Raw genomic sequence first — 22,900 nt, forward strand, 5'->3', positions numbered from 1 at the left:
AACGAGAGGGAGACAGCCAGACGCAAGCACTGTCGGCAAGAGAGGCCGGCTGCGGGCGAGAGTCAGCTCGGCGCGATCACTTCGGTGCGATCACTTGCCGATGCAGAAGCTGCCGAAGATTTCCCCGAGCAGATCATCGGCTGAAAATTCGCCGGTGATCTCGGACAGTGCCATCTGGGCGGCGCGCAGGTCTTCGGCCAGCAGCTCCCCGGCGCCGGCGCCATGCAGCTGGGCGTCGCCGTTGTCGAGAGATACGCCAGCGCGCTCCAGCGCATCCAGGTGGCGGCGGCGGGCGCTGAAGCGCCCCTCTGCGGTGCCGGTGAAGCCCATGATGTCCTTGAGGTGATCGCGCAGCGCATCGAGGCCCTGATTGTCGCGCGCCGAGATGCGCACCACGCTGGCCTGGTGGCGTGCCAGCTCGGCATCGCCATCCTGTGTTGCGGTGATGGCGGTCAACCCCGGCGTCTCGCCGCTGGTGTCGATCTTGTTGCGGACCAGCGTCAGGCGGGACGGGTCCGGCAGGCGCGCGACGAATTCCGGCCAGATCTCCATCGGGTCCGTCGCCGAGGTGGTCGCGGCATCGACCAGCAGCAGGACGCGGTCCGCCTTCTCGATCTCGTCCCAGGCGCGCTGCACGCCGATGCGCTCGACGGCGTCCGGCGTGTCGCGCAGCCCGGCGGTATCGATGATATGCAGTGGCATGCCGTCGAGATGGATGTGCTCACGCAGCACGTCGCGGGTGGTGCCTTCGATATCGGTGACGATGGCGGTGTCCTGCTCGGTCAGCGCATTGAGCAGGCTCGACTTGCCGGCATTCGGGCGGCCGGCGATCACCACCGTCATGCCCTCGCGCATCAGGGCGCCCTGGTTGGCAGCGGCTCGCACGCCTACCAGCTCGGCCTTGACTTCATCGAGGCGCGCCGCGACATGGCCGTCGGCCAGGAAGTCGATTTCCTCTTCGGGGAAGTCGATGGCGGCCTCGACGTAGATGCGCAGCTCGATCAGGCGCTGCACCAGCGCGCTGACGCGCGTCGAGAACTCGCCCTTGAGCGAGCGCAGCGCATTCTCGGCCGCCGCGCGTGAGCTGGCGTCGATCAGGTCGGCGATGGCTTCGGCCTGGGCGAGATCCAGCTTGTCGTTCAGGAAGGCGCGCTCGCTGAATTCACCGGGGCGTGCCAGACGTGCGCCCAGCTGCACGCAGCGCTCCAGCAGCAGGTCCATGATCACCGGGCCGCCATGCCCTTGCAGCTCCAGCACGTCCTCGCCGGTGAAGGAATTCGGGCCCTGGAAGTAGAGCGCGATGCCTTCGTCGAGGGCGATGGGGTTGCCCTGGGTATCGAGTCCCATGAAGGGACCATAGTGGGCGCGGCGTGCCGGCGGGCATTGGCCCAGCATGGCCTGGGCGATGGCCTGACAGGCCGGACCGGAGACACGGATGATGCCGACGCCACCACGGCCGGGCGGAGTGGCCAGGGCCGCGATGGAGTCAGGCTGGTAGGCGGTAGACATGCACAAACCTCGGGCGCGAAGCCGGAATGAAGATGAAGGAGATGGCCGCTATTGTCGCGGCTGGAGGCCCGTGACAGCAAGCGGGGTGACGGGGAAGGCGCCTTGCGGCGGGAGTGTCGGCGCAGCCCTCGGAATCAGGGCCTGAAACGCCACGACCCCCGCCGAGGCGAGGGTCGTGGGTGAGTCATGTCAGGCGAACCTGAAAGGCATCATGCGCCTTTCTTGGTTGGCTCGGCATTCTCGATCTGACGGGTGATGACGTACTGCTGAGCGATCGACAGCGTGTTGTTGACGATCCAGTACAGCACCAGACCTGCCGGGAACCACAGGAAGAAGAAGGTGAAGACGATCGGCAGCATCTTCATGATCTTCGCCTGGGTGGGGTCCGGAGGCGTCGGGTTCAGCTGCTGCTGGATGAACATCGTCAGGCCCATGATGATCGGCAGGATGAACAGCGGGTCCTTCACTGACAGATCCTGGATCCACAGCATGAACGGCGCGTGGCGCAGTTCGACGGATTCCATCAGCATCCAGTACAGGGCGATGAAGACCGGCATCTGGATCACGATCGGCAGACAGCCCCCCAGCGGATTGATCTTCTCCGTCTGGTAGAACTTCATCATCTCCTGCGAGACCTTCTGGCGGTCGCTGCCGTACTTCTCCTTGATGCGCTGCATCTCGGGGCCCATCTTGCGCATCTTGGCCATCGAGCGGTACGCGGTCGCGGACAGTGGGAACAGCACGACCTTGACCAGAACGGTCAGCAGGATGATGGAGGCACCCCAGTTGCCGACCAGCGCGTGGATGTGCTCCAGCAGCCAGAACAGCGGGTTGGCCAGGAACCACAGCCAGCCGAAGTCGACGACCAGTTCCAGGTAGGGAGCGGTCGCTTCCAGCTGGTCCTGATCCTTCGGGCCGACGAACAGGGTCGCGCCGAGCTCAGCCTGCTGACCCGCGGCGATCTGGGTCGTCGGGCTCGCGAAGGCGGCGACATTGCGGTTCTGCTTGTCGACGTTGGCGTAGTAGAGGTTCTTCTGGTTGTCAGCCGGCACCCAGGCAGACACGAAGTAGTGCTGGATCATGGACACCCAGCCACCCTGGACGTCGACATTCTTGAAGCTGCCGTCCTGGATGTCTTCGAAATCGACCTTCTGGTAGTGGTTCTCTTCAGAAGAGAACGCCGCACCCAGATAGGACTTCATGCCCATGCCGCCACCGGAGGTCGGGTCCGCGCTGTTGTCACGGGCCAGCTGACCGATGAAGCGAGCATTGACCGGCTGCTGTGACTGGTTGTCCAGCAGGTAGTCGACCTTGATCTGGTAGCTGTCCTGGCTGACGGTGAAGCGCTTGATGACCGCAACACCATTGATGTCGGCCTTCAGGTCCACTTGCAGGCTGTCATCACCCTCGGCAAGGCTGTAGCTGTTGCTGTCGGCAGAGAAGGCGATACGGCCCTTGTGGCCATCCAGCTGCAGGCCGGACTTGGCCACGTAGCTGCGTGACTGATTGTCGGACAGCAGCACGAAGGGCGACTCGGAAGCGTTGTTCTGCTTGTGCTCGAGCAGCGCTGCATAGACCACGTCACCGCCCTGCGGATCGATACGCAGGTCCAGCACGTCAGTCTTGACTTCAATCAGGTTGTTGCTCGGGGTGCTTGCTGCGCTATCCGGCGTGGAGAGGCCGGTATCGCCATTGGCAGTCGTGCTGCTGCTTGGGGCTTCAAGGCCTTGCGCAGTGGCATTGGCGGCCTGAGAGGCAACCTGGGGAGCCTGTGTTTCCGCAGCCGGCTGGTCGTAGTCCTTGTTCCACTGGACCACCATCAGATAGGCGACAACCGCAAGCGGAATCACGAGGAGTAATCGTTTGACGTCCATGGTGTATACCCGTTGGAGGGTGAATCAATCTGGCGGGGAGTCAGATGAGTCCGGTCACGAACGGTAGGGCGTATAACGAAAAAAACGCCACATGCCGGACGCACCGGGCAGGTGTCGCGTCAGGCAGGTGGCGTTGACTTGGCCGCTTTCTGGCGTCTGGCGTCCTTCTCCAGACGAGCCCACATGCCGTCCAGCTGGCGATGCAGAGTCTCGTTGTCCAGCTCGGTCACGCCTCGCTTGGCCAGTACGACGATGTCGACGGCCGGAAGGCGCTGCTGGCGGAGGCGAATGGATTCGCGCGTCAGACGTTTGAGGCGGTTGCGATCTACGGCACGGCGCACGTTCTTCTTGCTGAACACCAACCCCAGGCGGGCATGTCCCAGGTCATTCGGACACGCCAGGGCCAGAAGCCCCTTGCCGTGTACCTTGAGGGTGGTGTGATCGAAGACGTGCCGGTAATCCCCGGCAGTCAGCAAGCGAAGCTGCCGGGGAAATCCCTGACGGGACATCCGGGCCTCGATCAGGCGCTCAGACGCTTACGGCCTTTCGCACGACGACGCTGGATGACCTCACGGCCACCTTTGGTCGCCATACGAGCACGGAAACCGTGTGTGCGCTTGCGCTTCAGGACGCTCGGCTGAAATGTGCGTTTCATAGCTGCTTCTTCCCACGTGGTTGTTTGGAAAAGGTCAACGAATGTTGCCCTGTATCCACATGAGGACAGGGCAGATTGGTCAGGGGCAGGGATTCTAGTGAATCTGCAAGTGGCTTGCAATGTCGCGTTGGAAGTTGTCCACAGCCCGTTCGCGGCATTTGACGACAGATATCGTCTACGCCGCCCGCCATATGGCGCTTCGTGTCTCACGCGGATCACGTGCAAGACAGGCCTTCGGGCACAAAAAAATTCGATTTGGCGTCCTTGAGCCTACAGGCACCGCTCGCCAGGCAAGCGATCAGCGCTTTTTCAGCGCTCAGTGGGGCTGAGTGATCGGCATCGCCCGCCATGGCGATGCACGGGAAGGCGCAAGTCCTGTGTTCGGTCGTGAGCCTCAAGGACTCGCGTTTCTGACGAGCGGTTGTGCACTCCCGACCCTGGCGTGTCAGGCGTGCCGAAAAGTCGCAGTGGATAACCCGGGATTCTGCCGGCGCGATCGCAGCCCCTCGCACCTCGCGTGATTCGAAGATCGCGGGGCTGCTGTCATTACTACAGAGAAGTAGTTCTGAATAACCAATAACTATTAAGGAAGGCAGTTGCTGTGGATAACCTGTTTTTTCCTATCTTGCTCAATTGCATGTCGATAGGACAGCTCTGGCGATAAGTGGTGGGCAACCTGCGTTCAGCCTGTGCATGGCCATGTGCATAACTGTCGTCTTGTCCACAGTCGAAATCTTGTGCGCGGATACTCCCCAGCCTGTCCCGATGCGGATACTTGAAGAATACCGATGTTGTCCACAGTGCTTTTTGCGGCAGATGTCGTGTGGATAACTCGTGGCTTGGCCTATACAATGGCCGCCCCTTCGACAACTGGATGTGAGGTCGCGTGTCGCTCGCACTTTGGCAACAATGTCTTGACGCCCTGCAAGACGAGCTGAATTCACAGCAGTTCAATACCTGGGTTCGTCCCCTGCAGGCTGAGGAAGGCGACAGCGGAGAGCTGTGCCTGCTCGCCCCCAACCGCTTCGTGCGTGATTGGGTCAATGACAAGTACCTCAAACGAATTCACGAGCTGCTGCGTGAGCTGGCACCGGGCAAGCCGCCCAAGGTCGAGCTGAGCGTCGGTAGCCGCCGGACCGTCTCGAACCCGCGTCCGGAAGGCGCGGCTGCGTCGCCGGTATCTGCCCAGGCGCAAGCGCCGGGCCAGATGCCGAGCCCGCGTGCCCCTTCCGTGCATACGCCGCCGCGGGGCAATTTCGCGGAAGAGCGTGAGATGGCCGGCGATGGCGCCCGGGAACAGGCACCGCGTCGCAACACGCGCCAGGTGCAGGTAGAAGGTAGCCTCAAGCATTCCAGTGGCCTGAATCCGAACTTCACCTTCGAAACCTTTGTCGAAGGCAAGTCCAACCAGCTGGCCCGCGCGGCCTCGCGTCAGGTCTCCGAGAATCCCGGCGGCGCCTACAACCCGCTGTTCCTGTATGGCGGCGTGGGTCTGGGCAAGACCCACCTGATGCACGCGGTGGGCAATCATCTGGCCAAGCAGGGCGGCGAGAATGCCAAGGTGGTCTACCTGCATTCCGAGCGCTTCGTGGCGGACATGGTCAAGGCGCTGCAGCTCAATGCCATCAATGACTTCAAGCGTTTCTACCGTTCGGTGGATGCGCTGCTGATCGATGACATCCAGTTCTTCGCTGGCAAGGAGCGTTCCCAGGAGGAGTTCTTCCACACCTTCAATGCGTTGCTCGAGGGTGGTCAGCAGATGATCCTGACCTCGGACCGCTATCCGAAGGAGATCAATGGGGTCGAGGAGCGTCTCAAGTCACGCTTCGGCTGGGGGCTGACCGTCGCCATCGAGCCGCCGGAGCTCGAGACGCGCGTCGCGATCCTGATGAAGAAGGCCGATCAGGCCAAGGTCGATCTGCCTCACGATGCCGCCTTCTTCATCGCGCAGAAGATCCGCTCCAACGTGCGCGAGCTGGAAGGTGCCTTGAAGAAGGTCATCGCCGACTCCCACTTCATGGGGCGCGCGATCAATCAGGACTTCATCCGTGAATCCCTGAAGGACCTGCTGGCACTGCAGGACAAGCAGGTGGGTGTGGACAATATCCAGCGCACCGTGGCCGAGTACTACAAGATCAAGATTTCCGATCTTCACTCCAAGCGCCGCTCGCGCTCCGTCGCCCGTCCGCGTCAGGTCGCGATGGCGCTCGCCAAGGAGCTGACCAACCACAGCCTGCCGGAAATCGGCGATGCCTTCGGTGGGCGAGACCACACCACGGTGCTGCATGCCTGTCGCAAGGTGGCCTCGCTGCGTGAAGAGAACGCCGATATCCGCGAGGACTACAAGAATCTGCTGCGTCTGTTGACCAGCTGATCGAATTGCAGCGGCAGGTCGGGTTGGCGACAATCACGCTATCGGCCTGCTGTGCTCCGGGCTTGCCTGTCGCGGCCCCGAATTTCTTTTGCGTGCGCGCTGCCTGTCAGCGAGCATTGCCCCGTTTCCAGAGAGTGGAGTCTCCATGAAATTTGCCATTTCGCGTGAAGCCCTGCTGCGCCCGCTGTCCCTGGTGGCGGGTGTCGTCGAGCGTCGTCAGACACTGCCGGTGCTGTCCAATGTGCTGCTTGAAGTGTCCGATCAGCAGCTGTCGCTGACCGGGACTGACCTTGAGGTCGAGCTGATCGGGCGCGTCGAGCCCAGCCGTGTCGATGAGCCGGGTTCCGCGACGGTGCCGGCGCGCAAGCTGATGGATATCTGCAAGTCACTGCCCGAAGGCAGCGAGATCATTCTCGCGCTGGAAGAAGGGCGTGCCATTCTGCGCAGCGGCCGTTCACGCTTCACCCTGTCGACCTTGCCGGTGGCCGAGTTCCCGAACATCGATGATGGTCAGGGCGATATCACCGTCAGCCTGCCGCGCGGCACCCTCAAGCATCTGATCGACGCGACCTCCTTCGCGATGGCGCAACAGGATGTCCGGTATTACCTCAACGGCATGCTGCTGGAACTGACCAGCAACCTGGTGCGTACCGTGGCGACCGATGGTCACCGCCTGGCCGTCTGCGAGCAGGCCGCTGACATCAGCGTGCCGGAAGCGCAGAAGCTGATCATTCCGCGCAAGGGTATCCTTGAGCTGACGCGCCTGCTCGACGGCAGCAACGAGCTGATGACATTGACGGTCAGCGGGACGCACGTGCGTGCCCAGACCGGCGACTTCACCTTCACCTCCAAGCTGGTGGACGGCAAGTTCCCGGATTACGAGCGCGTTGTCCCGCGTGGCGGTGACAAGGTCATCGTGGCCGAGCGTGCCGAGCTGCGTCAGGTACTGTCGCGCACCGCGATCCTCTCCAACGAGAAGTACCGTGGCGTGCGCCTCTATCTGGAGGCCGGCAACCTGCGTGTGCTGGCCAACAACCCCGAGCAGGAAGAGGCCGAAGAGAATATTGCCCTTGATTATCAAGGGGCTGGCCTCGAGATCGGCTTCAACGTCGGTTACCTGATCGATGTGCTGGGAGTGCTGGATGCCGATCGCGTACAGCTGACGCTGTCCGATGCCAACAGCTCGGCGCTGCTGGAAGAGCCGGGTGGCGGCGATGCGCGTTACGTAGTGATGCCGATGCGTCTGTAATATCGTAATTTCTTTTTAAATCAGTATCTTGAATCGTAATTGTGGCGCAATTAACGCGCGCAATCGCAGAATGAGCCTCGACAACACCCGCCATTTTCACTCCTGAATGGCGGGTGTTGTCGTATTTGAGCCCCGAAGGCGGCCATGGCTCTATTTCTCTATCGAATGAGGCCGTCATGGCGCTTGAACGACTTCAATTCCAGAATCTGCGCAACCTGGCGACAGTCGATATGGCGCCGGGAAAAGGGGTGAATCTGGTCAGTGGTGCCAATGGCAGTGGCAAGTCGAGCCTGCTGGAAGGTATCCATGTGCTGGGGCTGGCGCGCTCTTTCCGCACGCACAAGCTCAAGCATGCCATTGCGCATGACACGGCGGGAATGACGCTGTTTGGCCGCTTGGCAGGCGATCCACCGCGCCCCCTGGGGGTAAGGCGTGATCAGGCTGCAGATGGGCTGGAGATGCGGCTGGATGGCGAGAAGGTAGAGCGAGTCGCCCAGCTGGCTCAGGCCTTGCCGTTGCAGCTGATCAATCCGGATGCCTTCCGGTTGCTGGAGGGGTCGCCCTCTGCCCGACGTGAGTTCCTCGATTGGGGTGTGTTTCACGTGAAACACGACTTCTTCGACGTCTGGCGCCGTGTGCGTCGGGCGCTCAAACATCGGAACGCACTGCTCAGGCATGGTAAGATGGACGTTCAGGCACTTAACGTCTGGGATCGAGAGTTTGCTCACTGGAGCGAGCGTCTTGATGCCCTGCGCATGGAATATATGCAGGCGCTGGCGCCTCTGTTTCAAGCCACGCTTGCCGAGCTGATTGATTTACCCGAGCTGACTCTGCGCTATCAGCGCGGTTGGGATGCCAAGCGCCCTCTGGGCGACGTGCTGGCAGCAGGGCGCGACAGTGATAGCCATATGGGCTTTACCCAGACTGGCCCACAACGCGCCGACTTGCGTATTCGCCTGGGGCGACGCCCTGCAGTCGAGGTGTTGTCTCGCGGCCAGCAGAAGCTGGTGGTCAGCGCTCTCAAGCTGGCTCAGGGTCGCTTGCTCGAAGAAATGAACGGACGTACCTGTGTCTACCTGATCGACGATCTGCCGGCGGAACTGGATGGCGAGCATCGCCGTCTGTTCTGCCAGCTGTTGGCAGGCCTCGAGTGCCAGGTCTTCGTGACCTGCGTCGAACCCGAAACATTGGATCGGGTATGGTTGCCGAACACTGATGTCAGGATGTTTCACGTGGAACACGGGCGACTGCACACGGAATGATTTCACGACGGAGAAGCCAATGAGCGAACAGGCTTACGACTCATCAAGCATCAAGGTCCTCAAGGGCCTGGATGCCGTACGCAAGCGCCCCGGCATGTATATCGGTGATACCGATGACGGCACGGGGCTGCATCATATGGTGTTCGAGCTGGTGGATAACTCCATCGACGAGGCGCTGGCCGGTCACTGTAGCGAAGTCCGGGTCGTTATCCATGCCGACGAGTCAGTTTCCGTCAGCGACAACGGTCGTGGTGTGCCGACCGAGATCCATGAAGAGGAAGGCGTCAGCGCAGCGGAAGTCATCATGACCGTGCTGCACGCAGGCGGTAAGTTCGATGACAACTCCTACAAGGTCTCCGGCGGTCTGCACGGTGTGGGTGTCTCGGTCGTCAACGCGCTATCCGAAGAGCTCAAACTGACCATCTGGCGTCAGGGCAATGTCCACGAGCAGATCTATCGCCATGGCGAGCCGCAGTCGCCGCTGGGCATCGTGGGCCAGACCGAGAAGACCGGTACCCTGGTGCGCTTCAAGCCTTCCCCGCTGACCTTTGCCAATATCGAATTCCACTACGAGATTCTGGCCAAGCGTCTGCGCGAGCTGTCCTTCCTGAACTCCGGTGTCGCCATCCGTCTGATTGACGAGCGCAGCGGCAAGGAAGAGCTGTTCCATTACGAAGGTGGCCTCAAGGCGTTTGTTGACCATATCAACACCAACAAGGCGCCCTTGAATCCGGTGTTTCATTTCGAGATGGAGCGCGAGGATGGCATTGCCGTCGAAGTGGCGATGCAGTGGAATGAAGGCTTCGCCGAGAATATCTTCTGCTACACCAACAATATTCCTCAGCGCGATGGCGGGACTCACCTGGCCGGCTTCCGTGCGGCACTGACGCGTACGCTCAATAGCTATATTGAGGCGGAAGGTCTGCTCAAGAAATCCAAGGTCGGTACGACCGGGGATGATGCCCGTGAAGGTCTGACCGCGATCATCTCGGTCAAGGTACCGGACCCGAAGTTCTCCTCGCAGACCAAGGACAAGCTGGTATCGTCCGAGGTCAAGACAGCCGTCGAGCAGGAAATGGGCCGTCTGTTCTCCGAGTATCTGATCGAGAAGCCCAACGAAGCCAAGGGCATCGTCAACAAGATGCTGGATGCGGCGCGGGCGCGTGAAGCCGCACGCAAGGCGCGTGATATGACGCGTCGCAAGGGCGCCCTGGATATCGCAGGTCTGCCGGGCAAGCTGGCTGACTGTCAGGAGAAGGACCCGAGTCTCTCTGAACTGTACCTGGTCGAGGGTGATTCCGCTGGTGGCTCCGCCAAGCAGGGGCGTGATCGTCGTACCCAGGCGATCCTGCCGCTGAAGGGCAAGATCCTCAACGTCGAGAAGGCGCGCTTCGACAAGATGCTGTCGTCTGCCGAGGTTGGCACGCTGATCACCGCGCTGGGTTGCGGTATCGGTCGTGAAGAGTTCAATCCCGACAAGCTGCGCTATCACTCCGTCATCATCATGACGGATGCCGACGTCGATGGTTCGCACATCCGTACGTTGTTGCTGACCTTCTTCTTCCGTCAGATGCCGGAGCTGATCGAGCGCGGTCATATCTTCATTGCCCAGCCGCCGCTCTACAAAATCAAGCGTGGCAAGCATGAGCAGTATCTGAAGGACGAGCAGGCGCTGCAGGACTATCTGACCGCTACGGCGTTGGACGGCGGCAAGCTGCATGTCAACGCCGATGCCCCGGGCATCGCCGGCGCTCAGCTGGAAGCACTGGTCAACCAGTATCGTGGCGTGATGAAGCGCATCGATCGTCTGGCGCGTGTCTATCCGTCTGCCGTGCTGCGCAAGATCGTGCACGCTCCGCATCTGGATGAGGCCGCTCTCGCGGACCAGTCTCAGGTGCAAGGCTGGATCGACGGTCTCCAGAAGGAAATGGATGACCTGATTGCCTATGAGGGCGGCCCGCACTACAGCTTCACTCTCAGCCACGACGGCGAGCGCAATCTCTATCTGCCGGCGGTGACGCTGACGGCACATGGTGTCAGCAGCGATTACCTGTGGGATGTCGACTTCTTCAAGTCCGCCGACTACCGCGAGATGAGTGAGCTGGGCAACATGCTGGAAGGCCTGCTGGAAGCTGGCAGCTACGTCTCGCGCGGTGAGCGCAAGAAGGAAGTCGTCACCTTCTACGAAGCCCTCGACTGGCTGATGAAGGAAGCGGCACGTGGCTTCAGCATCCAGCGCTACAAGGGGCTGGGCGAGATGAACCCGGATCAGTTGTGGGAAACCACCATGGATCCGGAGTCCCGTCGCATGCTGCGTGTGACCGTCGAGGATGCGATCGGTGCCGATCAGATGTTCAACACCTTGATGGGTGATGAAGTCGAACCGCGCCGTGACTTCATCGAGCGCTTCGCGCTGGTGGCCAACCTCGACGTCTGATGGCGTTGAGCTAGCGCTTGGCGGATGTCTTGCCAAGCCGGGCTAGAAAAACGGCCCCTGATCTTCGATCAGGGGCTGTTTTTGCATGTGCGTGTTGCCGCAGTCTAGGGCAAGGACAACAGCGAGGGGCTCGGCTCGGTCACGACCGTGGGGGCCGCCTCAGCCGGGCGTGCCGTCCTGATCGGTGCGTTGCTCGGCCAGCCAGGCGGTGATTCGCTCTGCCGTGGTGGAGGACGTCGCAAGCCCCAGGTGATCGATTGTCTCGAGGACTTCCACCTGCGCCGCGGGGTGGTGGGGTTGCAGACATTGAGCAAGTCGCTCGGCATGAAACGCCTCGTCATGCTCGCCGATCAGCGCCAGCACTGGCAGCTGATGATGGGCGAGCGCCTTGAGGTCACTTTGATAGTCGCGAGGATTGAGGCCCGTCATCAAGCGCCACGAGTAGGCGTCGGTGGTATGTGCATCGCGGTACTCTGGCGGGATATTGAAGCCAAGGACCTCAATATGATCCAGGCGATGGATGCCGAGCCGATTCAGCAGTGCGCAGGCCAGCATCCGCGCGATGCGTGGCTGTGCCCAGCGTGAATCACGTCGCATGTTGGGCGCGAGATGATGCAGGTACGGTGCCAGCAGTATGACGCCGTGCAGCGGAATATTGGCACGCTGGCGCTGACAGACAGCGGCCGAGAAGCGCAGTGCCAGGCCGCCTCCGGCAGAGTGGCCAGCGACAATGACTCTGGCATCGGCTGGTAGCTCGAGCGACAGGATCAGGTCCTCGAGGTCTTCCTCGAGCTGGAGCAGGTGGTCGATGTCGCCACGTCGCTGCGGGGCTGGGCCGTGGCCGCGCAAGTCCGGCGTATGCACATGATGACCAGCCTCAGCCAGGCGCGTTGCCAGCGATGCGAGATAACGGCTGTCAGCGCTGGAGCCATGCAGCAGGATTAGGTGTGAGCGGCTCCCTGACATGCCTGCTGCGGGATAATGGCGACAGCCCAGGCTGCTGTCATCGCGGCAGCGGTAGGGGACGAGTTCATTCGGCGCTGACCACGCTTCCTTGTCTGCCAGGAAGGTCGTGAAATCAAAGGCATGGCTGCTGGAATCTGGCATTGGCTACACTCGCTCGGATGTCACGTCATGAAAAAAGCCCGCTATCTGATCCGGTCAGATAGCGGGCTTTTTCGTTCAAGTGCTCGGCGCACTCGACAGGCTGATCAAGCCCCGTGCCTCAAGGCTCGATGTCTCAAGGCTTGCTGCCTCAAGGCTTAGTGCGCCTGATTGAGGAAGCCTTCATCCAGCTTCAGCTCGTCATTGCGGTTGACGCCGATATCGCGGGACAGGATGTTGCTGGCGATCTGCTTGGCTTCTTCCAGAGAGTGCATCTGTGCGGTGCCGCACTGATAGACGTTGAGCTCCGGAATCTCTTCCTGACGCGCCACGTTGAGCACGTCCTGCATGGCAGCAGACCAGGCAGCGGCAACGCGAGCTTCTTCCGGTTCACCGATCAGGCTCATGTAGAAGCCGGTACGGCAACCCATCGGTGAGATATCGATGATCTCGACGTCATCACCGTTGAGGTGCTCGCGCATGAAGCCGGCGAACAGGTGCTCGAGGGTGTGAATGCCTTTCTCGGAGAGAATCTCTTCATTCGGCACGCAGAAGCGCAGGTCGAAGACGGTGATGTTGTCGCCTTTCGGGGTGCCCATCTTCTTGGCCACGCGCACGGCAGGCGCCTTCATGATGGTGTGATCGACAGTGAAGCTATCCAGCAGTGGCATGTGAAGCCTCCAGCATGAGGAAGTGAGACAGGCAGGCAGTCGCCCGCCCGGATTCATGTCTGAAGGGTAGCATATCGCCGCTACTGATTAGAGAGGCAAGCGCGCCGTGCGCAGGGTTATCGCAGGGCCGGCGCGCCTCACAGATAGCTTTCGGCAGCGGCTTCACAGCTGACGCAGCGGCGCTGGGACTTTCCCGGCTCACCATCCGACATGGGGTGATTGAGCTCACCATCGAGCAGGCGGTTGGTGAAGTCGGCCAGGTTGGCCACTACCAGCACGTCCTTGAGCCCCTCGCCATCTGCCAGCGTCTTCTGGCCCTTGCCGGTCATCACCAGCGCGGCGCGACAGCCGGCCTTCTGGCCCGCGATGAGGTCACGCAGGCTGTCGCCCAGCATCCAGGCACCTTCGAAGTCGGGAATCTGCAGGGCATCCTGGATCTGGTGGAGCAGACCGGGTTCCGGCTTGCGGCAATCGCAGCCGTCGTCCGGGCCATGCGGGCAGTAGGCAATGTGAGCGATATCGCCACCGGCTTCCTTCACCAGCTGCATCATCTTGGTGTGCATCTGGTCGAGTTCGCGGTGGCCGAAATGGCCACGGGCGATTCCGGACTGATTGGTCGCCACGGCCACGGTATAGCCAGCGCGGGTCAGACGGGCAATGGCCTGGATGGAAGTGGGGTATTCGATCCACTCCTCGGCGTTCTTGACGAAGGCATCGGAGTCTTCATTGATGACACCATCACGGTCGAGCACGATCAGTTTTTGCATGGTCAACTCTTCACTTCAGGGCAGTCAGGGGCGTCAGCCGGGCTGCTTGTCAGGGGTCGCCGCTTTGCCTGGAAAATTGTGAGCCGAGTCACAAGATGACGCTCGCACGTGGGGATGGGCAAATGGCGCCGAGTGGTCGAAGTGCGTGGTGCGACAGGCTGCCGCGCTTTTCGAACACTGTTTCTATACTGGAATACTAGTGCGACCTAGGTAGGGGATCAAGGCAGAAATTGTGACATCGCTGCCGTGTTGCGTGAAATCCTGTCACGCAACACGGCATTTCGGGACCCCGGATGCAAAAGAACCCCGCCGTGGCGGGGTTCTTTTGCAGAGACTGCGCGTTACCGATGTCAGGGACAGCGTGGATCGGCAGTTCTTATTGGGTCAGCAGACTGATGTCGGCCACACCCATGAACAGGCCTTGCAGACTGGCCAGCATCGCCAGACGATTGGCGCGCACGGCGGCATCGTCGGCGTTGACCATCACCTGATCGAAGAAGGCATCGACCGGCTCGCGCAGGCTGGCCAGTGCATCGAGGGCCTCCTGGTAGCGCGCCGCGGCGAACAGCGGTGCCACTTCCGCGCCACGTGCCGTCAGGGCCTCTGCCAGTGCCTGCTCGGCCGGCTCGCTCAACAGGCTCGCATCCACCTCGGTGCGACCATCGTGCTCGGCCTTGGCGAGGATGTTGGAGACGCGCTTGTTGGCTGCAGCCAGAGCAGCGGCCTCCGGGCGTTCGCCGAAGGCGTGCACGGCACGCAGACGACGCGCGAAGTCCAGCGGATTGCTGATCTTCAGGGTACGCACGGCCAGGTACAGTTCGGCACCCATGCCTTCATCGCTGGCCCAGGCGCGGAAGCGATCGAGCATGTACTCGAGCACGTCCTCGACCAGTCCTTCGGCCTTGGGCAGATCACGATGCTGCTTGGCGCTGACGGTCAGCAGCTCGCGCAGGTCGAGGTCCAGCTCACCCTTGATCAGGATGTTGAGCACCCCGATGGTGGCGCGACGCAGTGCGAACGGGTCCTTGGCGCCGGTCGGACGCTGACCGATGCCGAAGATGCCGGTCAGGGTGTCGAGACGGTCGGCCAGGGCAATCGCCATGCCGGCCTTGGTCGTGGGGATCGCATCGCCGGCGAAGCGCGGCAGATACTGTTCTTCCAGCGCGAGAGCGACGGTGGCATCTTCGCCATCGTGACGGGCGTAGTAGTGGCCCATGATGCCCTGCAGTTCCGGGAACTCCAGCACCATCTCGGTGACCAGGTCGGTCTTGGCCAGCTGTGCGGCACGTGCGGCGTGGTCGACATCGGCACCGATGCGTTCCGCGATGTGGCGTGCCACGGCTTCGCTGCGACGGGCCTTCTCGGCCATGCTGCCCAGCTTCTGCTGGAAGACGACGCTCTCGAGCTTCTCGCGACGCGATTCCAGCGTGCTGCGCAGGTCGGTCTCGTAGAAGAAGGCGGCATCGCCCAGACGCGGACGAATCACCTTCTCGTTACCGGAGATGACCTGTTGTGGGTCCTTGCTCTCGATATTGGAGACGGTGATGAAGGCCGGCTTGAGCTTGCCGTCGTTGTCCAGCAGGTGGAAGTACTTCTGGTTGGCCTTCATGGAGGAGATCAGACACTCCGCCGGCACTTCCAGGAAGCGCTCGTCGAAGGTGCCTGTCAGTGCCACCGGCCATTCCACGAGGCCGTTGACCTCGTTGAGCAGGGCTTCCTCGATGACGGCGTTGGCACCATAGACTTCCGCCTCGGCCTGGACCTGTTCGCGGATACGCTCACGGCGCACCTCACGGTTGGCCAGCACGCGGGCATCTTCCAGCGCGTCGAGATAGTCCTCGGCGTGCGCCAGCGTGATGGCCTGCGGCGCATGGAAGCGGTGGCCGAAGGTGGTGCGACCGGAGTCGAGGCCGAGCACGCTGGCCTCGATCACTTCGCTGCCGTAGAGCGCGACCAGCCAATGCACCGGACGCGAGAACTCGATGCGTGAGGCACCCCAGCGCATGTTCTTCGGCACCGGCAGGCGAGCCACGACCTGCTCCAGCATGGCCGGCAGCAGGGCGGAGAGATGCTCGCCCGGCTGGGTGTGACGATAGCCGAGCCAGGTGCCCTTGTCGGTTTCCAGCTCGATCAGATCACTGACTTCGACACCGCAGGAGCGGGCGAAGCCCTGCACCGCACGGGTCGGTTCGCCATCCTTGAAGGCGGCGGCCTTGGCCGGCCCGCGCTTCTCGATCTCGCGATCCGGCTGGCGCTCGGCCAGGGATTCGATCATCACCGCCAGACGACGCGGTGTGGCGTAGGCACGTACCTGACCGAAGGCGACTTCGGCGTCGCGCAGGCCATCGGCGAGGCCGTTGGCGAGGCTGTCAGCGAGTGCGTCGATGGCGCCCGGCGGCAGTTCTTCGCAGCCCAGTTCGATCAGCAGGGTATTCACGGAGGCCATGCTTACGCGTCTCCCTCGGTAGTGGTGTCATCGGCGGCGAGCAGCTCATCACGCAGCGCTTGCGGGGCCAGCGGGAAGCCGGCGGCCTTGCGCGAATCGTAATAGGCGTGGGCCACATCACGGGCGAGAGTGCGCACGCGCAGGATGTAGCGCTGACGCTCGGTGACGGAGATGGCGTGACGCGCATCCAGCAGGTTGAAGGTATGTGATGCCTTCAGTACCTGCTCGTAGGCCGGCAGCGGCAGGTTGGCGGTCAGCAGCTTCTGGCACTCGCTCTCGCAGTGATCGAAGGCAGCGAACAGCTCCGGCACGGCAGCGTGCTCGAAGTTGTAGGCCGATTGCTCCTTCTCGTTCTGCAGGAAGACGTCGCCATAGGTCACGACGGAGCCGTCCGGCGCGGTGGTCCAGATCAGGTCGTAGACGCTGTCCACGTCCTGCAGGTACATCGCGATGCGCTCGAGGCCGTAGGTCAGCTCGCCGGTGACCGGGAAGCATTCGATGCCGCCTGCCTGCTGGAAGTAGGTGAACTGGGTCACTTCCATGCCGTTGAGCCACATTTCCCAGCCGAGGCCCCAGGCGCCCAGCGTCGGAGATTCCCAGTTGTCCTCGACGAAACGGATGTCGTGGACCAGCGGGTCGATGCCCAGACGCTCCAGCGAGCCCAGATAGAGCTCCTGCAGGTTGGCCGGTGACGGCTTCATCACCACCTGGAACTGATAATAGTGCTGCAGGCGATTGGGGTTTTCGCCGTAGCGGCCGTCGGTGGGACGGCGGGAAGGCTGCACGTAGGCAGCGTTCCAGGTTTCAGGACCGATGGAGCGCAGGAAGGTCGCCGGGTGGAAAGTCCCCGCGCCAACCTCCATATCCAATGGTTGCAGGATGATGCAACCCTGTTCGGCCCAGTATTGCTGCAGGGCCAGAATCAGGCCCTGGAAGGTTTTCACGTCTGGCTGTGTCATTGGTGAAGCCCGTTGGCCCATGAATTCGAGAACTGCCGAGTATACAATCCCCGCTTATCGGGTTATAGGCCGCAGACGAAACCGAGTGCGTGCCATTTCCAAATTCTGATGTGTCGCGTTACTGAACGCGCGCGTTGCCTACAAGCCTCTAGAGGCTCTGGGAGCTCAAATGATCGTCGTTACCGGAGGCGCCGGCTTCATCGGTGCCAATATCGTCAAGGCACTCAATGACCGCGGCCGTACCGATATCCTGGTGGTGGATGACCTGAGTGACGGCACCAAGTTCGTCAATCTGGCGGACCTGACCATCGCCGATTACCTCGACAAGGACGACTTCCTGATTCGCGTCCAGTCGAGCCTGATGGGCGAGTATGCCGAGTTGCCGAAGATCGAGGCGATCTTCCACGAAGGCGCCTGCTCGGACACCACCGAGTGGGACGGCCAGTTCATGCTCGAGAACAACTTCGAGTACTCCAAGGTGCTGCTCAACTTCTGCGAAGCGAACCAGATTCCCTTCCTCTACGCGAGCTCCGCGGCGACCTACGGCGACAGCCAGGTCTTCAAGGAAACGCCGGAGTTCGAAGGTCCGCTCAACGTCTACGGCTACTCCAAGCTGCTGTTCGATCAGCACGTGCGCCAGCGCTGGGACAGCCTGACCACCCAGGTCGTCGGCTTCCGCTATTTCAATGTCTACGGCCCGCGTGAGCAGCACAAGGGCAAGATGGCCAGCGTAGCCTATCACCATCACACCCAGGTGAAGGCGGGCGAGAACCCCAAGCTGTTCGGCGCCTACGATGGCTACGATGCCGGCATGCAGAGCCGTGACTTCGTCTATGTCGGTGATGTGGTCGACGTGAACCTGTGGTTCCTCGATCACCCGGAAGCCTCCGGCATCTTCAATCTGGGTACCGGTCGCGCCGAGCCGTTCAAGGCGATCGCCGAGACCGTCATCGAGTACTACGAGAAGGGCGAGATCGAGTACATCGACTTCCCGGAAAACCTCAAGGGTCGCTACCAGAGCTTCACGCGTGCCGATATCGGCAAGCTGCGCAAGGCCGGCTGCAACGTCGAATTCAAGACCGTTGCCCAGGGCACGCGCGCCTATCTCGAATGGCTGAATCGCTGAGTCCGAGCACGTGTGGACTGAGCGCGTGCGGACTGAGCGTGTGTGGATTGAGGGTGAGCGCCTGCCTCGCAAGGGCGATGGGGCAGGGCAAGCGCACCCGCAAGGAGGATTGGCCGTGAAGAGGAGCAAGGCATGAGTGAGCGCATTCTGGTGGTCGGGCCCAGCTGGGTCGGCGACATGGTGATGGCGCAGAGCCTGTTCATGACGCTGAAGCAGCGCTCGCCCGGCTGCCGGATCAGTGTGCTGGCGCCCGCCTGGTCGCAGCCGATCATCGAGCGCATGCCCGAGGTCGAGGAGGCACTGGCGTTGCCGGCGGGGCATGGTGACTTCGCCCTTAAGGCGCGCTGGCAGCTCGGGCGTTCGCTGCGTGGGCGCTTCGACCGCGCCATCGTGTTGCCGCGCTCGTGGAAGGCAGCGCTGGTGCCGTTCTTCGCGCGCATTCCGGTGCGCGTCGGCTTCACCGGTGAGCAGCGCTACGGCCTGCTCACCGAGTGCCGCAAGCTCGACAAGTCGGTGCTCGATCAGACCGTCAAGCGCTTCACGTCGCTGGGCCTGCCCGTTGAGGAGGCCAATCCGCCGGCGGGCATCCCGGAGCCCGCTCTGGTCACTGACAGCGCCAATCAGCTGCGCTTGCGCGGCGAGTTGGGACTGGTGGCGCCGCCGGCACCCATCATCGGCATGATGCCCGGGGCGGAATATGGCCCGGCCAAGCAGTGGCCGCTGGCGCACTTTCGCGCGCTTGCCGAGTCATTGACTCGCCAGGGGGCCGAGGTGCGCATCTTCGGTGGCCCCAAGGATGTCGCGGCGGGGGAGGAGATCGCCCAGGGGCTTGCGGGCGTTCACAACCTGTGTGGCAAGACGCGGCTGGCGGATGCGGTGGACCTGATCGCCGAGTGTCGGGAAGTGGTCAGCAATGACTCCGGCCTGATGCATGTCGCGGCCGCGGTAGGGGCCCGTATCCAGGGTATCTACGGTTCCTCGTCGCCGCATTACACGCCGCCGCTGACGGCCAATCGCGAGATCCACTGGCTGGCGCTGGAGTGTTCACCCTGCTTCAAGCGCGTCTGCCCGCTGGGGCATACCAATTGCCTGAACCATATTGCTCCCGAGCGACTGTTGACGGCGATCTCGCTGGATGAGGATGCGCGGTGAACCTGCCGAGAAACCGTACGACGGATGATCTGATCCACCCGCGCATGCGCGGGGCCATGCAGCGTGCTCAGCGGATCGAGGCGCTGCGTGCCTGGTGCGAGCACCACCTGATACTGCCGTTCAGTCGTTGCTGGTTGATGCGCTGGAAGCGCCAGCGTGCACGCCATCAGTCCCTTGAGCGCCGTGGCCTGCCGCGTCATGCGCTGGAAGACGTGATGGGGCAGGAGGCGTTGACGGTCTGGGTCAATCCGCGTGAGCTGGTGCGCGACGTCAACTTCGGGCGTGACAAGCGCAACCGGCCTTCCTCCAACGCCTTCATCTGGGATGGCGACTGGGACCTGCGGCGCGGTGCCTTCCGTTTCGGTTCACGCTCGCGTCTGATGCGGGACCTGATCGAGCATGGCGATGACCTGACGGTGACGGAGCGCTATCAGCACTTGAAGGCCTTGCTGGAGGCGGGCAAGCCGTGGGCGTCTCCGCGTGATGGGCTGTTGATGGACAGTGAGGAGCAGATTCTCGGCTATCTGCGCTGTTATCGCGGTTATCTGCAGGACATGGCCAGCAATGGCTTTCGTCAGGGGGTCACCAAGGACGAGATGGGTGTCGCGGTGACGCGTGAGGGTCGCCTGCTCAAGATCAACCGTGGCCTGCATCGTCTGGCCATGGCGCAACAGGTCGGTGTGCCCAGCGTGCCCGTCGTCATCAAGGCGGTACATCGTGAGTTCTGGGACAGAGTGACCGCTGGTGCCGAAGGCGGTGAGGCCCTGCAGCGGCTGCAGGCTGCGCTGCGTGAGTGTCGACCCGAAAGCGAACCAGGTCCGCTGGATCCCAAGACATATCCCGTATTGGGTGTGGATGAAGGTTGGCCGGATCTGCGCGGCCTGGAGGACGGTGATTCGCGCGCCTGAGTTGCTGACCTGCTGTTTGGAAAAACGAAAAAAGCCCTGTTTCATTGTGATGTTTCACATGAAACAGGGCTTTTTTATTCTCTAGCCGGGCGATAGGTACTTGGATGATAGGTGCCTGGACGATAGGTGCTTGTGGGCCAGCTGTCTGAGATGAAAAGTGGTCTAGCGTGCCAGCCGCTGATAAAGCCCCAGATAGGCCTCGCCCATGGCGCTGGGAGTGAAGCGTGCCAGATGCCTCCGTGCCCCCGCGACCAGCCGCTCCCGACGTGGTGCATCAGCGACGAGTGCCACGATGGCGGCAGCCAGTGCCTGGGCATCGCCGGTGGGTACCAGCACGCCGGTGCTGTCGTCATGCACGATATCGGGGATGCCATCCACATCGCTTGCGATGATCGGTACGCCGTGATCCATCACGTCGAGCAGAATCGAGCCGAGACCCTCGTTGCGTGACGGAAAGGCGAACAGATCGAAGGCTTCCAGATAGTCGCCGACATTGGTGTGGAAGCCTTCCCAGACCAGATTGTCGAGATCGCCACTTTCCGCCTTGAAGGCCGCCTCGTCCTCACCAGCGCCCAGGCAGACGAACAGCAGCTGCGGGTGGCTGTCGCGCAGCCTGCGGGCCGCCTCGATCAGCACTCGCTGGCCCTTGTGGCGGTCCACCAGGGCGCCGACATGCCCGATGACAACACGATCCCCTGCGGGCGTATTGCCGAAATGCTGGCGTAGCTCGGCCACGGCCTGCTTGTCGCTGGGCAGATGGGCGAGGGTGCTGGGAATCAACGCCGTCTCGCCCCATTGGCGCTCCCGCAGGTGAGATTCGATCACCGACGAAATCGCCACCCGGCAGGCGGCCGCGCGATAGGTCAGGCGATTGAACGGCTTGTCCTTCACCGGCTGGGGCACCCGGCGTGTCAGCAGGTAGGGCGTGCCGGTGAGGCGCTGATGCAGCCATGCCCAGTGCACGGCCTTGGCTTCGTGAGCATGCACGATATCGGCGCGGGGCTGGCCGAGATGGCCCTTGAAGCGTCCGCTGATCTCGATCACGTCCACCGTGACGGCAAGCTCAAGCGCCGCCAGTTCGCTGATCAAGGGCGAGCCCCGCAGGCACACCAGTGACTGGCGGATCGGCGCGCCGGCTTCGCCGTTCTCCCCCGGGCTTGCGCGTCGCGCCAGGTCCGCGATCAGGTTGAGCGTCTGGCGCTCACCGCCGCGAAAGCCGCGTGCCAGATTGACATGGCGTACGTGAAGCGGGCGCGTCACACCTCGCGCGGCAGTCGGCTCACAGCTAGAGGTCATGGTCACCATACCTTGTTGAAATCTTCGGCCTCACGCACCTTGGCGTCGCGCTGGAATTCCAGCAGCTTGGCGTATTTCAGGTAGGCATTGACGCTGGCCGACAGCGCCACCGAGAAGCCATCGACGCCATCGCGGAAGCCGGCCTGGAAGACGAACTTGCGCATGAAGGCATTGCTGGCATGCAGGAAGGGAGTGAAGGCGTTGGCGCGTTTTCCCTTCTGATACATGATCTTGGCGGCGCGGTTCGAGAAACGGCCACTGGCCTTGACGAACAGTTCACCGAGATTGGCGAAGCTGTAATGCTCGAGATCGGCGTCCAGCTCGCAGGGATGGTTGGCCTGCACCGAGCTGTGCTGACGCGAATCGCGGAAGGCGAGTTTCTCGCGGTCATACAGGCGCAGGCAGTAATCGGGATACCAGCCGGCATGCCTCACCCAGCGCGAGCCGATGAAGTTGCGACGGCGTAGCGCGAAGCCATCATGGGGCGTGCTGTCGAGTGCCAGTTCCCGGATGGCGCTGACGGCACCGTCGGTCAGGCGCTCATCGGCATCCAGAGACAGCACCCAGCGGTGGCTGGCATGGCTCGGCCCGACATTCTTCTGCGGCCCGTCGCCCAGGTAGGGTTGATCGATCACCACGGCGCCCATGTTGCGCGCCAGCTCGCAGGTGGCATCGGTGGAGCCGGAATCGACCACGATCAGCTCATCGCAGACCTGGGCCAGCGAGCGCAGGCAGTCCTCGATGTTGTGGGCTTCATTGAGGGTGATGACACAGCCGGTGATGGGTACGGCGGTGTGTAGCTTGCCATCAGAAGAATGGGCGGCCGGGGCCTCGTCGCTCGTATTCATGACGGTCTCTGTCATAAGGGCGCCTGCAGCACGACGGGGTGTGGCAGGCGCCGATGGGACTCAGTGGCAGGCTCGCCTGGGCGATGCGTCTGCCGACGATTCATGTCGCTATCGTACACTGCATGGTCGCCGATGCCTTGCCGGGCGGTATTCTGAAGTGCCATTCGGGAAGCGCCATGCGTGAAGGATCAGTCTTGGTCGGCTCAAGCTTGATAGGCGCTGCGGATGCGGGCCAGGCACGCCGCATGATGTGTCGGGGTGAA

Annotated in this window: 18 protein-coding genes; 7 read left to right on the top strand and 11 right to left on the bottom strand. The window is 62.2% G+C overall.

What is annotated here, in order from left to right; translation table 11 throughout:
- Positions 1 to 90: 90 nt before the first annotated feature.
- The 4 genes from mnmE to rpmH all read right to left on the bottom strand — a co-directional run bounded on the left by mnmE (position 91) and on the right by rpmH (position 4,038).
- Positions 91 to 1,509, bottom strand: a complete 1,419-nt coding sequence (gene mnmE / locus AC4FAH_RS03720) for a tRNA uridine-5-carboxymethylaminomethyl(34) synthesis GTPase MnmE (RefSeq protein ID WP_153636737.1) — start codon at positions 1,507 to 1,509, stop codon at positions 91 to 93.
- A gap of 209 nt (positions 1,510 to 1,718) precedes the next feature.
- Positions 1,719 to 3,383, bottom strand: coding sequence for a membrane protein insertase YidC (yidC, locus tag AC4FAH_RS03725; RefSeq protein ID WP_054556376.1), 1,665 nt, complete (start codon positions 3,381 to 3,383; stop codon positions 1,719 to 1,721).
- A gap of 119 nt (positions 3,384 to 3,502) precedes the next feature.
- Positions 3,503 to 3,892: a ribonuclease P protein component gene (gene rnpA / locus AC4FAH_RS03730; RefSeq protein ID WP_052384306.1), complete on the bottom strand. Its 390-nt coding sequence runs from the start codon at positions 3,890 to 3,892 to the stop codon at positions 3,503 to 3,505.
- 11 nt (positions 3,893 to 3,903) lie between these two features.
- Positions 3,904 to 4,038, bottom strand: coding sequence for a 50S ribosomal protein L34 (rpmH, locus tag AC4FAH_RS03735; protein WP_043331656.1), 135 nt, complete (start codon positions 4,036 to 4,038; stop codon positions 3,904 to 3,906).
- A gap of 886 nt (positions 4,039 to 4,924) precedes the next feature.
- Here rpmH and dnaA point away from each other — a divergent pair.
- The 4 genes from dnaA (at position 4,925) to gyrB (ending at position 11,360) form a co-directional block, all read left to right on the top strand.
- A complete protein-coding gene (gene dnaA, locus AC4FAH_RS03740; RefSeq protein WP_043331654.1) occupies positions 4,925 to 6,412 on the top strand; it encodes a chromosomal replication initiator protein DnaA in 1,488 nt (495 codons plus the stop codon).
- Between the two features lie 145 nt (positions 6,413 to 6,557).
- The gene (gene dnaN / locus AC4FAH_RS03745) at positions 6,558 to 7,661 is read left to right on the top strand and encodes a DNA polymerase III subunit beta (protein ID WP_043331653.1); all 1,104 of its coding nucleotides are present in this window, start codon (positions 6,558 to 6,560) and stop codon (positions 7,659 to 7,661) included.
- Positions 7,662 to 7,837: 176 nt separating this feature from the next.
- The gene (gene recF, locus AC4FAH_RS03750; protein ID WP_153636738.1) at positions 7,838 to 8,923 is read left to right on the top strand and encodes a DNA replication/repair protein RecF; all 1,086 of its coding nucleotides are present in this window, start codon (positions 7,838 to 7,840) and stop codon (positions 8,921 to 8,923) included.
- A gap of 19 nt (positions 8,924 to 8,942) precedes the next feature.
- Entirely contained in the window at positions 8,943 to 11,360 is a 2,418-nt protein-coding gene (gene gyrB / locus AC4FAH_RS03755) for a DNA topoisomerase (ATP-hydrolyzing) subunit B (protein ID WP_153634997.1), read from the top strand.
- A 159-nt stretch (positions 11,361 to 11,519) separates the two neighbouring features.
- On the opposite strand, the gene AC4FAH_RS03760 is transcribed toward gyrB, so the two are convergent.
- The 5 genes from AC4FAH_RS03760 to glyQ form a co-directional block, all read right to left on the bottom strand.
- Complete coding sequence (locus AC4FAH_RS03760) at positions 11,520 to 12,467, bottom strand: alpha/beta hydrolase (RefSeq protein WP_490245652.1); 948 nt, start codon at positions 12,465 to 12,467, stop codon at positions 11,520 to 11,522.
- A gap of 155 nt (positions 12,468 to 12,622) precedes the next feature.
- Complete coding sequence (luxS, locus tag AC4FAH_RS03765) at positions 12,623 to 13,135, bottom strand: S-ribosylhomocysteine lyase (protein ID WP_043331647.1); 513 nt, start codon at positions 13,133 to 13,135, stop codon at positions 12,623 to 12,625.
- Between the two features lie 137 nt (positions 13,136 to 13,272).
- Complete coding sequence (gene gmhB, locus AC4FAH_RS03770; RefSeq protein ID WP_153634999.1) at positions 13,273 to 13,902, bottom strand: D-glycero-beta-D-manno-heptose 1,7-bisphosphate 7-phosphatase; 630 nt, start codon at positions 13,900 to 13,902, stop codon at positions 13,273 to 13,275.
- Between the two features lie 376 nt (positions 13,903 to 14,278).
- A complete protein-coding gene (glyS, locus tag AC4FAH_RS03775; protein ID WP_153635000.1) occupies positions 14,279 to 16,348 on the bottom strand; it encodes a glycine--tRNA ligase subunit beta in 2,070 nt (689 codons plus the stop codon).
- Positions 16,349 to 16,350: 2 nt separating this feature from the next.
- A complete protein-coding gene (gene glyQ, locus AC4FAH_RS03780; RefSeq protein WP_107335756.1) occupies positions 16,351 to 17,307 on the bottom strand; it encodes a glycine--tRNA ligase subunit alpha in 957 nt (318 codons plus the stop codon).
- Positions 17,308 to 17,476: 169 nt separating this feature from the next.
- Here glyQ and rfaD point away from each other — a divergent pair, with 169 nt between their 5' ends.
- The 3 genes from rfaD (at position 17,477) to AC4FAH_RS03795 (ending at position 20,493) form a co-directional block, all read left to right on the top strand.
- Positions 17,477 to 18,433, top strand: coding sequence for an ADP-glyceromanno-heptose 6-epimerase (gene rfaD / locus AC4FAH_RS03785; protein ID WP_054556380.1), 957 nt, complete (start codon positions 17,477 to 17,479; stop codon positions 18,431 to 18,433).
- A gap of 132 nt (positions 18,434 to 18,565) precedes the next feature.
- Positions 18,566 to 19,585, top strand: a complete 1,020-nt coding sequence (gene waaF / locus AC4FAH_RS03790) for a lipopolysaccharide heptosyltransferase II (RefSeq protein WP_043331640.1) — start codon at positions 18,566 to 18,568, stop codon at positions 19,583 to 19,585.
- Complete coding sequence (locus AC4FAH_RS03795; RefSeq protein WP_153635001.1) at positions 19,582 to 20,493, top strand: hypothetical protein; 912 nt, start codon at positions 19,582 to 19,584, stop codon at positions 20,491 to 20,493. The genes waaF and AC4FAH_RS03795 overlap by 4 nt, the downstream gene beginning before the upstream one ends.
- Before the next feature lie 162 nt (positions 20,494 to 20,655).
- Here AC4FAH_RS03795 and AC4FAH_RS03800 read toward each other — a convergent pair whose 3' ends face one another.
- Together AC4FAH_RS03800 and AC4FAH_RS03805 are read right to left on the bottom strand one after the other, a co-directional pair.
- On the bottom strand, positions 20,656 to 21,789 hold the full coding sequence (locus tag AC4FAH_RS03800; protein ID WP_153635002.1) for a glycosyltransferase family 4 protein: 1,134 nt from the start codon (positions 21,787 to 21,789) through the stop codon (positions 20,656 to 20,658).
- Positions 21,790 to 21,791: 2 nt separating this feature from the next.
- A complete protein-coding gene (locus tag AC4FAH_RS03805) occupies positions 21,792 to 22,637 on the bottom strand; it encodes a glycosyltransferase family 2 protein (RefSeq protein ID WP_153635003.1) in 846 nt (281 codons plus the stop codon).
- Between the last annotated feature and the right edge of the window lie 263 nt (positions 22,638 to 22,900).

It is taken from the genome of Cobetia sp., from assembly GCF_983723665.1.

Excerpts from the sequence above, each read along its gene's own strand:
- mnmE (WP_153636737.1), bottom strand. The coding sequence starts at position 1,509 with ATGTCTACCGCCTACCAGCCTGACTCCATCGCGGCCCTGGCCACTCCG.
- yidC (WP_054556376.1), bottom strand. The coding sequence starts at position 3,383 with ATGGACGTCAAACGATTACTCCTCGTGATTCCGCTTGCGGTTGTCGCC.
- rnpA (WP_052384306.1), bottom strand. The coding sequence starts at position 3,892 with ATGTCCCGTCAGGGATTTCCCCGGCAGCTTCGCTTGCTGACTGCCGGG.
- rpmH (WP_043331656.1), bottom strand. The coding sequence starts at position 4,038 with ATGAAACGCACATTTCAGCCGAGCGTCCTGAAGCGCAAGCGCACACAC.
- dnaN (WP_043331653.1), top strand. The coding sequence starts at position 6,558 with ATGAAATTTGCCATTTCGCGTGAAGCCCTGCTGCGCCCGCTGTCCCTG.
- recF (WP_153636738.1), top strand. The coding sequence starts at position 7,838 with ATGGCGCTTGAACGACTTCAATTCCAGAATCTGCGCAACCTGGCGACA.
- gyrB (WP_153634997.1), top strand. The coding sequence starts at position 8,943 with ATGAGCGAACAGGCTTACGACTCATCAAGCATCAAGGTCCTCAAGGGC.
- AC4FAH_RS03760 (WP_490245652.1), bottom strand. The coding sequence starts at position 12,467 with ATGCCAGATTCCAGCAGCCATGCCTTTGATTTCACGACCTTCCTGGCA.
- luxS (WP_043331647.1), bottom strand. The coding sequence starts at position 13,135 with ATGCCACTGCTGGATAGCTTCACTGTCGATCACACCATCATGAAGGCG.
- gmhB (WP_153634999.1), bottom strand. The coding sequence starts at position 13,902 with ATGCAAAAACTGATCGTGCTCGACCGTGATGGTGTCATCAATGAAGAC.
- glyS (WP_153635000.1), bottom strand. The coding sequence starts at position 16,348 with ATGGCCTCCGTGAATACCCTGCTGATCGAACTGGGCTGCGAAGAACTG.
- glyQ (WP_107335756.1), bottom strand. The coding sequence starts at position 17,307 with ATGACACAGCCAGACGTGAAAACCTTCCAGGGCCTGATTCTGGCCCTG.
- rfaD (WP_054556380.1), top strand. The coding sequence starts at position 17,477 with ATGATCGTCGTTACCGGAGGCGCCGGCTTCATCGGTGCCAATATCGTC.
- waaF (WP_043331640.1), top strand. The coding sequence starts at position 18,566 with ATGAGTGAGCGCATTCTGGTGGTCGGGCCCAGCTGGGTCGGCGACATG.
- AC4FAH_RS03800 (WP_153635002.1), bottom strand. The coding sequence starts at position 21,789 with ATGACCTCTAGCTGTGAGCCGACTGCCGCGCGAGGTGTGACGCGCCCG.
- AC4FAH_RS03805 (WP_153635003.1), bottom strand. The coding sequence starts at position 22,637 with ATGAATACGAGCGACGAGGCCCCGGCCGCCCATTCTTCTGATGGCAAG.